This window comes from bacterium (assembly GCA_040753085.1).
Taxonomy (GTDB): Bacteria; UBA9089; JASEGY01; order JASEGY01; family JASEGY01; genus JASEGY01.
This window is the reverse complement of the sequence record JBFMHI010000086.1, coordinates 1-11,258: the sequence shown is the minus strand read 5'-3', so window position 1 is coordinate 11,258 and position 11,258 is coordinate 1. Positions and strand designations below refer to the sequence as shown.

The following is an 11,258-nucleotide window of genomic DNA, read 5'->3' as shown; positions in this document are numbered from 1 at the left end:
CCCCCCCCACCAACCCCGACCCTCGAACCACGATGCTCGAACCTCGATCCTCGATGCTCGATCCTCGATCCTCGATCCTCGATGCTCGATGCTCGATCCTCGATCCTCGATCCTCGATGCTCGATGCTCGATGCTCGATCCTCGATGCTCGATGCTCGATCCTCGATGCTCGATCCTCGATGCTCGATGCTCGATCCTCGATGCTGGTAAAGGATCCAGTATCCAGGATCGAGCATCGAGCATCGAGTTTGTGCCTTAGTGGCTGAACGCTTACGTGGACAGTAAACAGTAGACAGTGGACAGTAGACAGTGGACAGTAGACAGTGGACAGTAGGTAGTGGACAGTAGACAGTGGACAGTGGACAGTGGACAGTAGACAGTAGACAGTGGACAGTAGACAGTGGACAGTAGACAGTGGACAGTAGGTAGTGGACAGTAGACAGTGGACAGTAGACAGTGGACAGTAGACAGTAGGTAGTAGCTACTGTCTACTGTAAAAGGGGCGTAATTACTTAGCCACAAGGACAGAAAGGCGCTAAGATTACAGAAGCCAATAGCCAATGGGCAATAGCCAATAGTCCCTTTGGTCTCTTTAGTCCCTAGCCAATAGCCAATGGGCAATAGCCAATAGTCCCTTTGGTCTCTTTAGTCCCTAGCCAATAGCCAATGGGCAATAGCCAATAGTCCCTTTGGTCCCTTTAGTCCTTAGCCAATAGCCAATGGGCAATAGCCAATAGTCCCTTTGGTCCCTTTAGTCCCTAGCCAATAGCCAATGGGCAATAGCCTTTAGTCCCTTTGGTCCCTTTAGTCCCTTTGGTCCCTTTGGGTTAAAGAGCCAATAGGCAATAAGGAAGAATGCCCTATTGGCTATTGCCTATTGCCTATCGCCTTAGTGTCTTAACGCCTTACTGGCTGAATAGTTACAAAAGGGTTTATTATGGCCGAAGAGGTAAACATACTCGATTACTGGCGAGTGATTAAAAACCATCGAAGACTGATCATCGGAGGGACTTTTCTGGTGGGCCTGGTGGCAGCCGTGGTTTCCCTGTTATTGCCCCGGATTTACTTAGCGGAAGCCTCTATTCTTCCGCCGGCCAAAGAGAACAGGGCCGGGTTGTTGTCAGCTCTTTCGGCCCTGCCCATAGGCAGCCAGATGTTACCCTTAATGGGTCAATCCGGGATAGGGGGTTATTATTTGCCCATACTACGAAGCCAGACAGTGGCTGTTCAGATAATTAAAGAGTTGGGACTGATGGATAAATATGAAGCTGAGAATATGGAAGAGGCGGTCAAGCATCTGGAGAAAGCCAGTCGGATAACCCAGGATAAAGAAGGTCTCATTCGGATTGCGGTCCAGGCCAAATCAGCCCTTCTGGCCGCCAGGATTGCCAATACATACATCAAGGCCCTCCAGGATTACATTGATCAAAATACCATCTTCGAGGCCAGGCAGAACAGAATTTTTATCGAAGGTCAACTGACTGAGACTGAAAAGGAGCTTCATCAGGCCGAAGATGCCCTTAAGGCCTTTCAAGAGGGAAAAGGGACGGTTTCTATCTCAGAGGAAGTGACGGAAGCTATCAAGGCGGCGGCTGAATTAAAGGCCAGGATGGCTGCCTTGGAGGTTCAAGTAGGCGTAATGTCCAGTTACACCTCGCCTGACCACCCTGATGTCGTTAAGAAACGCCTGGAGATTCAGGAGCTTTCCAAACAATATGGTCTTCTCGAACATGGTGGCCAAGACCGATCCGGCGTGCCTCTGGCCAATGTCCCGGCGGTAGGGCTTGAATTCGCCCGTTTAAAGAGGGAAGTCATAGTCCAGGAGACACTTTTTAAGCTGCTTTCTGAGGAATACGAACGGGCCAAAATATCCGAGGCCAAAGAGGCCCCTCAGGTGCAGATACTTGATTCGGCTGTTCCACCGGAGAAGAAATATAAACCGAAAGTCGTCTTAAACATTTTTATCGCCCTGATAACTGGTCTATTTTTGACCACTTTTCTGGCTTTTTTTCGGGAGTATTTGAGGAGGATAAAGCAGTAGTTAAGCAGCCTTTCCCATTCCAAGACAAGGCCCAGACACCACATGAAACGCAAACACCAAAAGACACTGGAAGCCATGCTCGATGCTGAATGCTCGATGCTGGATACTGGATCCTTTACCAGCATCGAATATCGAGCATCGATGATCGAGCATCAAGGATCAAGCATCGAGTATCGAGCATCGAGCAGAGAGGAGAAATTACATGCAGGAGACACAAGGGGATGATCTTAAACTGGTCGAGGAGCTTGCCCGGGCCAGGGAGAAGATTCTGCAAGAAATAAGCAAGGTGATTATTGGTCAAAAGGAGGTCATCGATGAACTTTTGTTGGCCATGTTTTGTAATGGTCACTGTCTGATTATCGGGGTGCCGGGTTTGGCCAAGACCTTGCTTGTTTCTACCATGTCTAGGATACTGTCTCTGAAATTTCGGCGAATTCAATTCACCCCGGACCTAATGCCTTCTGATATCACCGGCACGGATGTACTGGAAGAGGATACTACCAGTCGGCGTCGAAGCTTCAGATTTATCAAAGGCCCTATTTTCGCCAATATTATTTTGGCCGATGAGATTAATCGGACTCCCCCAAAAACCCAGGCCGCTTTACTGGAAGCTATGCAGGAACATAAGGTTACGGCCGGGGGAACCACTTATTCCCTGTCTTTGCCCTTTTTTGTCCTGGCTACTCAAAACCCGATCGAACAGGAAGGCACCTACCCCCTGCCCGAGGCCCAATTGGACCGATTTATGTTTAACATCTACATTGACTACCCCTCTGAGGAGGAGGAGCTCAACATTGCCAAACTTACCACCTCGGCCTATGAGGCAGAGTTAGAGCAGGTTCTTTCCGGAGAAGACATCCTTCGTTTACAGGGTATTGTCCGCAAGGTTCCGGTGGCTGACCATGTAGCTGAATATGCCATTCGCTTAGTTAGAAGCTCTCGACCAGGTGATGAGCTATCTCCTGATTTTGTTAAAGACTGGGTCAGTTGGGGCGCGGGTCCGAGGGCTTCCCAGTATTTGCTTCTGGGGGGTAAAGCCAGGGCAGTAATGATGGGCAGATACGCTGTCTCCAAAGAAGACATCAAGGCAGTAGCCGGGCCGGTTCTTCGACACCGGATCATTACTAACTTTAATGCCGAGGCAGACGGGATTGATTCGATGGAGATTATCCGGCGGCTGATGGAGATAAAGGACAACACGGCCTAAGTTCTTGGTCGGTTTAGAGTCAGATAGGGGTCAAGGGTTCGAGACCGTAGGGGCACGTTGCAACGTGCCCCTACGGTTTCAAACCCTTGAATCCTCGAACCCGGCTGAAACCGTCCCGGAACTTTTGCCAAGCGGTAATAGGGTCTGGCATGCGTATCATTGACTTAAGCGTGACGTTAGATGATAATAAGCATTGGGCGCCGTGGTGGGCGCGCAACAAAGTAAAGCGTCAAAACCACCAGTTCGGCCGGTGGGCGATCTGGCTGCTGTTTCGCCTGAGGTCGAAGTATCTTCGGACCGGCCTCGGCTGGGCCAACGACCAGATCAAGATATCCACGCATGGCACCACCCACCTCGATGCGCCATGGCATTATGCGCCGACCTCGGAGGGCAGACCAGCTAAAACGATTGATCAGGTGCCATTGGAGTGGTGCTGCAGCGATGGCCTGGTCCTGGATATGCGCCATAAGAAAGATGGTGAAGCCATTAGTGTAGACGACCTGAAAACCGCCCTGATGAAAATCAACGGCACCATCAAACCAATGGATATTGTGCTGATCCAAACAGGCAGCGACCGGATGCTGGGCAGGCCGGATTATTTCAGCCATGGGGTGGGTGTCAGCGCCGCGGCCACCCGCTGGATTCTCGACCAAGGTGTCAAGATTACGGGCATCGACGCATGGGGATGGGATGCCCCCCTGCCAATGTTGGCCCGACAGGCGAAAGAAACAGGGCGCCACGATCTTTTCTGGGAGGCGCACTATGTGGGGGTGGATAAAGAATACTGCCATCTGGAACGACTGACCAATCTGGATAAACTGCCACCCTTCGGTTTCAAGGTTTGCTGCTTTCCCCTCAAAGTAAAAGGCGGCTCGGCCGGCCCGGCCCGCGTCGTGGCCATACTTGATCAGAATTCGATGCTCGATACTCGATGCTCGAGCATCGAGTATCGAGCATCGAGCATCCAGCATCGAGCATCCAGCATCGAGCATCCAGCATCGAGCATCCAGCATCGAGCCTCGAGTATCGAGCATCGAGCATCCAGCATCGAGCATCGAGTATCGAGCATCCAGAAGGAGGTAATCTTGATTCGGACAGAAAATACCATCATCATTAATGCCCCTGGTGATAAGGTCTTCTCGGTGGTCTCCGACTTTGAGGCCTGGCCTCAGTTCATCCCTGCTTACCAGGAGGTGAAGATTGTTAAAAAAGAAGACAACCGACTGGTGATTGAAAGAAAAGGAGAGGTGAGAGGGAAACCGGTTTTTTGGAAATCAGAGGTGAAGCTTGAACCACCGGCTTCGATCAAGTCAAAGCAGGTTGAAGGCCCCATTCCTGATATGGAGATCGAGTGGTGCCTTGAAGAGACGGAGGGGGGAACCAGGATAATCTTAAGCCATAACTTTGAGTACAAAAAGATACCTCTCCTGGGTTATATTATTGGCAGATTGATTGTAGCTAAAATTGTTTACAAGATGGCCGACGAAACCTTACAGGCCATTAAAAATAGGGTCGAAAATCAGGTGTAACCGTTCAGCCACAGATGCACACAGATGAAACACGGAAAATCCGTGAGCCGTGTCCGTGATTCGGGTCTGTCCTTAGGCTGTAGGGACAACCCTTGTGGTTGTCCGTCTACGGAACGGACATGGACAAGCACGGACAGGGACAAGCCCTGTCCCTACACTTCCGCCTTCTGTCCTTGTGTTATTTATCCGTGCTAATCCGTGCAGCTATACCTGAACGGTTACAATCAGGTAATCGGTCTTCGGTGATCAGGTAATCGGTGATCACCGATTCACCGATTACCTGATCACCTGACCTAAATGGGGAAGTAACTACTCAGCCACTAAGACACAAAGATTACCAATAATGTAACCGTTCAGCCACAGATGCACACAGATGAAACACGGAAAATCCGTGAGCCGTGTCCGTGATTCGGGTCTGTCCTTAGGCTGTAGGGACAACCCTTGTGGTTGTCCGTCAAAATCTGTGTCATCCGGGGGCTATTCTATCATTCTCTTCGTGGCTTAGTGGCTTTGTGGCTGAATAGTTACATGGGGGAAAGGACAATGGAGAGAGAAGATTTATCTACCAATTTATGGAAATTAACCTCCCTTTTTAACCAATGGGAGGATGTCCAGGAGCTTTGTGAGAAGACCATTGGGTGTAGAATTAAGTTTATTGGCCCTTCGGGAGAAAATGTCCTGGAAAGGCAGTATACATCGCCTATCTGTCAACTTATCCTGAATTCCAGAACAGGTTACCAAAGATGTATTTCTTCTTATGCAGATAGTTGTTTTGGGGAAAGGGCGGTAAAGGAAGGCTTTTCTTTTTTTAAATGTCATGCCGGATTAGCTAACTTTGCCTTTCCTCTCATTATTCGGGGAGAAGTCTTTAGCGCTATAGTGGGCGGCGGAATTTTAGAAGGGCCGATAGATGAGGATAAATATAAAGATTATGCTAAAAAATTAGAGGTTGATCCGGACAAATTTCTCAAATTACTTGAAGAGACAAAGAAGTTTTCTATTGAAGATATAACGGATATTGACCAAATGGCCAAGGTGCTTATTGATCCCTTGAAAAAGGGGATTCTGGAGTATTGCCGGCTATTCGATAAGGTAGATAGCATGATTAATTTAATGCAGGAGAAGGAGAAATTAATCAGGGTTGATGAATTAACCGGTTTGCATAATCGAACCTATATGTGGTCGAGGTTGGAAGGAGAGATGACTCGGGCCATTCGGAAGAGGAGACCTTTATCGGTTATGGTAATTAATATTGATGATTTTAGACGACTTAATGATCTCCATAGCCACGTGGTGGGCAACGCTATCCTTAAGGAGATGAGTGATATTTTATTAAATTACACCCGAAGAGAGGATATCCTTGTTAGGACGGGCGCCGATGAGTTTGTCCTGATTCTGCCGGAAAGTGCGGAAGATGAGACCTGTCGCTTAGCTGAAAGGATTCAAAACAGAATTAAGAAACACCCCTTTTGCCAGAAAGATAACTTAAATATTTCCTTGACCATTAGTTGCGGAATAGCGGCCCTGGCCAATAATACGGCTGCCCCCAAGGAATTGATTGATAATGCCAACCAGGCGCTATACAACGCCAAAAGTAAGGGTAGAGAAGGAATTATTACCTTCTCTAAAGCAAAAAAAGAGGCGCCAGCCATTCCTTTTAGATGCGTCATTACCGGCTTTGGTATTATTAGCCCTATTGGGACAGGCAAGGAGGCCTTCTGGAAGGCTACCTGTGAAGGAAGGTCTGGCGTGAGTAGAATAACCGCTTTTGATACCTCATCTTTATCCGTAAAGATAGCCGGTGAAGTCAAAGATTTTGAGCCGCTAAATTATATGGACAGGAAAAGTAAAAAAAGAACCGATCGAACCACTCAATTTGCCATAGCCGCTACTAAAATGGCGATAGAAGATGCTAATCTTGATTTGGCTAAGGAAGATTTAGAAAAGATTGGCGTGATTATAGGTGCGGGTATGGGCGGATTAGGATTTGGCGAGGAACAACATATCCGGTTTTTAAAAGAAGGCCCGAAGTATGTAAGTCCTTTTCTCTCTATTATAATCTTTGCCGGTGCCTGCTCAAGTGAGGTATCTTTACAATTTGGGTTAAAGGGTCCAAGTTTTACTCTTTCTACCGGGTGTTCGGCCGGAAGTGATGCCATTGGTTATGCCTTTGAGCGGATTAGAAAAGGAGAGAACAAAATAATGATAGCGGGTGGCGCTGAAGCCTCAATCAGACCTATTATCTTAACCTCCTTTGAGGTTATGAGGGCTTTATCCTCACGGAATGATGACCCTGAACATGCCAGCCGACCTTTTGATGCTCAGCGTGATGGGTTTGTCTTAGGAGAAGGGGCCGGGATTGTAATATTAGAGGAACTCCAACATGCCCTGGATCGCCGGGCCTATATCTATGCTGAATTAGCCGGCTATGGCGCTACGGGTGATGCCTATCATATGGTGGCCCCGGCCCCAGATGGAAAGCAAGCCGCCAGGGCCATTGAATTAGCCCTTAAACAAGCCAGTCTGAAACCAGAGGATGTAGACTATATCAATGCCCACGGAAGCTCCACCCCCTTAAACGATAAAACGGAAACCTTAATCATAAAGAGTTTCTTCAAAGACCATGCCCGTAAATTAAAGGTAAGTTCCACTAAATCTATGATTGGGCATCCCATAGGGGCGGCCGGAAGCATTGAGTTGATAAGCTGTATATTAGGGATAGAAAATAGTATCATCCCCCCTACTATTAATTATGAGTATCCTGACCCGGAATGCGACCTCGATTATGTGCCCAATAAACCTTACCAGGCAGAGATAAATGTGGCTTTATCTAACTCCTTTGGTTTTGGTGGAAAAAATGCGGTTTTAATAGCTAAAAAGTATGCCAAGGGGGATAACAATAGGCTGAAGGCTGAAGGCTGAAGGCTAAAGGCTATTAAACTTCAGCCTTCAGTCTTCAGTCTATCCCCCTGAGTAGTTACCCAATGGGGTGAAGAGTTGAACTTTACCTATTTTTATGTAGTCTTTCTTCTTTTGTCAACGGCTTACCGAATAAAAAGACTCATTAAATCTTATGAAGTCGAGGAAAGGGAGGCCAAGGTCTATTCACCAATGAGCTATCCGATCTTACTTTTGCTTTATCTTTTAATCACCATTGGATCCATCTTAGAATATTTTTATTTTAGATATATTATCTTCGTCAGAGAAGAGATAAACCTTATAGTGAGCCTTATCGGACTGATTACGTATGTAAGCGTGATACCTATCAGGACAAAGGCGGTGGCTGCCCTGGGCCGATATATGGCCGCCGATATTAAGATATTTGAAGACCATAAGCTGATAAAAGAGGGGCCTTATAGATACTTGAGACATCCTCTTTCGGTGTGTGTTATCATTGAAGCAGTTAGTCTTACCCTTATTCCAAATTCCTATTATTCTTTGATCTTCGCCTTATTGGTATTTATCCCTTTTGTGCTGTATAGAACGGCCTTAGAAGAAAAGGCCTTGATTGAGAAATTCGGGCAGGATTATATTAAATATCAAGGGGAGGTGTATGGATATTTGCCTTTAAAAAGAGTCAAGCTCAATGGACTCGGGGGTGGAAGAAGTCTTTCCGAGTCTGGTTAAGAAAATAGGCGATGATCATCGTTTCGGCAATTCACGAACTCGGGAGGAGTAGAAGTAGGGTGGGCATTGCCCATCAACAAAGGCGCTCGCAGAAATCGGTGGGAAGTGCCCACCCTACCAAATTGCCCAAACTATGATCAAGGCCAGAAAATATGGTAACTACTTAGCCACCAAGACACTAAATTGGCCTGGTTCATCGTTGGGGCCAATCGGGATAGAATCCACCGTCCACTCAGTCCACACCGTCCACCCAGTCCACACCGTCCACATAGTCCACCCCATAGACGGTAACTCGCCGGCTATTGACCGTGAACGGTGGACCGTCTTAGAATGGCCAAAACGATGAACAAGGCCGGAAAAAGAAAGGAGGATAAACTATGTTAAAGAAAGGCTTGTTTATGTTAGGTGTGACTCTGCTTTTTGAGGTGAGTCAGATTTCGGCCGCCTTTGGCGCGGCGTATGAAGGAGGGGGATTGGGGACCCGGGCGCTATCAATGGCCGGGGCATTTATTGGTGAAGCCTCGGATTGGACCGCCGTATATTGGAATCCGGCAGGGCTGGCTCAACTTAAGGGGAGAGGCATAGGAAGTAGTTTTGAATATGTGCCTCTAAGTGGAAGTGATGGGAATTCATTGGCGAATCCATTTCCGCCTCTAATGAATGCAGATCAAGGAGACATATTCTTCCAATTCCCTCATCCAACCACTGGTGACCGTACCGAACCCCTCAGTTTTAACGAAAAAGATATCGATGTCACCGTCTATTTACCCGGACTGGGAGGCTATACCCCATTTAAAGGTCTGGTGGTGGCTGGAGCGGTCTATGTCCCCCTGGGTTATTCTTCGGAATGGAAGGATGCCGTGGCCGAGAATACCATAAGCGCCTCTTACCAGGTAGAAACGTATGAGATAGTTTACAACCTCTCTGTATCAAGGGAGGTTATGTCTAATCTATCTTTGGGCGCCGGTTTGAATCTTCTGCAAGGCAAGTATGAAAGACACGCCAGGAAAAAAACCCCTCTCTACACTTATAACTTCGATATGGACGGAGATGGGATAGGGTTGGAAGGGGTGTTGGGGATATGGTATAAGATCAGACCTTATCTCGCCCTTGGTGGAGTCTATCGGAGTGGGGGTGAATTATCCTTTGATGGAAAGGCCAAGATGGGACATAGTTTAGTAGATGTAGTTCCAGATGAGAGTAGTGATTATACCCAGAAATTCAAACATCCGGCTACCTATGGTCTTGGTTTAGCCTTTAGGCCGATCCCTTCCCTTACCCTAACCACAGACTGGGTAAGAACAGATTGGAGTAAACAGAGGAAGGACATAGACTTTGACCAGCCGGATCAGACATTCCTTAAAGATAAGGATGAGCGTTCAGACTGGGAAGATACCGACCGTTTTCGAGTTGGCCTCGAGTATAGAGTAAATAATAGGTGGTCTCTCAGAGGAGGATTTTTTGTTGACCCATCACCTGTACCGGATAAGGCCGTAAGTCTGACTAATCTGGTAGATGTGGATAGAAATTTCTATACCTTAGGGGCCGGTTTAGACCTGAATAATTGGCAGCTTAACCTTGGCTATGTCCGTGCTGATGGAGATAGAGAGATAAATGGTGTGCTTTATGAGAGAGACTCCTATGGGTTCCAGACAACCTGTGTCTATCAGTTCTAAGACAGCCGCCTAAGCAGTTTGAAGCCATAGAAGGCACTTATGGTTCCAGACAACCTGTGTCTATCAGTTCTAAGACAGCCGCCTAAGCAGCTTGAAGCCATAGAAGGCACTTATGGTTCCAGACAACCTGTGTCTATCAGTTCTAAGACAGCCAGTAAGTGATGAATAGGAGCCTGGTTCGTCGTGTGGGCCAATCAGGATAGAATCCACTGTCCACATAGTCCACACAGTCCACATTGTCGACATAGTCCACACAGTCTACACCGTCGACATAGTCCACACAGTGCACACTGTCGACATAGTCCACCCAGTTCACACCGTCCATAGACGGGTAACTTGGAGGCTATTGACCGTGAACTAAGGATTAGCAATATGACCTTTTACAATGTTACCACTTTCTTGGCCGGGCTGGTCAATCTGGCTCTGGCTATCTTCGTTCTTATTCAAGGCAAAGGCCGACCCGTAACCAGGGTGTTTTCTCTCTTAGCCCTGATCCTGGCTGTCTGGAGTTTTGGCTCCTGGGGGCTTTCTGTTGCTTCAAGCCAGGAAGAAGCCGTAATATGGGCTCATATATTCTTTAGTGTGAGCTTTTTGCCTCCAACCTTTCTTTTCCTTATGATTTTTATTACGAATGACCTCAGAAGAATAAATAAGGTAATATGCCTCTTATCCTATCTTATTGCCCTCTTTCTTCAATTCTCTAATTGGACTGGCTACTTGTTTCAGGGTGTCACCTATCATGATTTTGGTAAATTCTATTTCCCCTCTGCTGGTTCAGTATTCTTTCTTGAAGGAATAAATCACTGGTCGGTAATAGGTTATGGAATTTATTTATTACTCAGAAAGTATCGACTGACAGGAAAATTGATCGAGAAGACTCGAATCAAATATATTATTACTGCTGTTTCTATAGCTCTTCTCGGTGCCATTTCCAATATTGCCCTTCTCCTTGGCCTAAAGGTATATCCTCTTGCCTATCTAACTCTTATTTGTTGTATGACCTTAATCACTTACACTATCCTGAAGCATCATCTTATGGAAATCGAGATAGTTATAAGAGGCTGTTTAAAAATTAGCAATATGATTGGGGAACACAACTTCCCCGCTGTCAAAATCAGCATGTGCCGACTTTTTCAATAGTCGTGCAGAATGAGCAAATCAATACTAAAGCCAATGGA

At 47.0% G+C, this 11,258-nt stretch carries 10 protein-coding genes and 2 pseudogenes; 11 read left to right on the top strand and 1 reads right to left on the bottom strand.

Annotation, left to right across the window (positions count from 1 at the left end; translation table 11 throughout):
- The first annotated feature begins 32 nt into the window (after positions 1-32).
- From AB1797_09410 to AB1797_09390, 5 genes and pseudogenes are all read left to right on the top strand, one after another.
- Positions 33-266 (top strand): hypothetical protein, encoded by a 234-nt coding sequence (locus AB1797_09410; protein ID MEW5767825.1) that lies wholly within the window; start codon positions 33-35, stop codon positions 264-266.
- A 671-nt stretch (positions 267-937) separates the two neighbouring features.
- Positions 938-2,041 carry a GNVR domain-containing protein gene (locus tag AB1797_09405; GenBank protein MEW5767824.1) on the top strand — a complete coding sequence of 368 codons (1,104 nt, stop codon included), beginning with the start codon at positions 938-940 and terminating at the stop codon, positions 2,039-2,041.
- A 42-nt stretch (positions 2,042-2,083) separates the two neighbouring features.
- Positions 2,084-2,266, top strand: coding sequence for a hypothetical protein (locus AB1797_09400; protein MEW5767823.1), 183 nt, complete (start codon positions 2,084-2,086; stop codon positions 2,264-2,266).
- On the top strand, positions 2,244-3,248 hold the full coding sequence (locus AB1797_09395) for a MoxR family ATPase (protein ID MEW5767822.1): 1,005 nt from the start codon (positions 2,244-2,246) through the stop codon (positions 3,246-3,248). The genes AB1797_09400 and AB1797_09395 overlap by 23 nt, the downstream gene beginning before the upstream one ends.
- Positions 3,249-3,397: 149 nt before the next feature.
- A pseudogene (locus AB1797_09390) lies at positions 3,398-3,883 on the top strand (cyclase family protein).
- A 272-nt stretch (positions 3,884-4,155) separates the two neighbouring features.
- On the opposite strand, the gene AB1797_09385 reads toward AB1797_09390, so the two are convergent.
- Positions 4,156-4,362, bottom strand: coding sequence for a hypothetical protein (locus AB1797_09385; protein MEW5767821.1), 207 nt, complete (start codon positions 4,360-4,362; stop codon positions 4,156-4,158).
- Here AB1797_09385 and AB1797_09380 point away from each other — a divergent pair.
- From AB1797_09380 to AB1797_09355, 6 genes and pseudogenes are all read left to right on the top strand, one after another.
- Positions 4,334-4,777, top strand: a complete 444-nt coding sequence (locus tag AB1797_09380; protein MEW5767820.1) for an SRPBCC family protein — start codon at positions 4,334-4,336, stop codon at positions 4,775-4,777. The two genes, AB1797_09385 and AB1797_09380, sit on opposite strands and share 29 nt — an antisense overlap.
- Positions 4,778-5,305: 528 nt before the next feature.
- Positions 5,306-6,379 (top strand): annotated as a pseudogene (locus AB1797_09375) (diguanylate cyclase).
- A 48-nt stretch (positions 6,380-6,427) separates the two neighbouring features.
- Entirely contained in the window at positions 6,428-7,699 is a 1,272-nt protein-coding gene (gene fabF / locus AB1797_09370) for a beta-ketoacyl-ACP synthase II (protein ID MEW5767819.1), read from the top strand.
- Between the two features lie 75 nt (positions 7,700-7,774).
- The gene (locus AB1797_09365; GenBank protein ID MEW5767818.1) at positions 7,775-8,404 is read left to right on the top strand and encodes an isoprenylcysteine carboxylmethyltransferase family protein; all 630 of its coding nucleotides are present in this window, start codon (positions 7,775-7,777) and stop codon (positions 8,402-8,404) included.
- A gap of 377 nt (positions 8,405-8,781) precedes the next feature.
- Positions 8,782-10,080: an outer membrane protein transport protein gene (locus tag AB1797_09360; protein ID MEW5767817.1), complete on the top strand. Its 1,299-nt coding sequence runs from the start codon at positions 8,782-8,784 to the stop codon at positions 10,078-10,080.
- Between the two features lie 372 nt (positions 10,081-10,452).
- Positions 10,453-11,220, top strand: coding sequence for a histidine kinase N-terminal 7TM domain-containing protein (locus tag AB1797_09355; protein ID MEW5767816.1), 768 nt, complete (start codon positions 10,453-10,455; stop codon positions 11,218-11,220).
- Positions 11,221-11,258 lie beyond the last annotated feature (38 nt).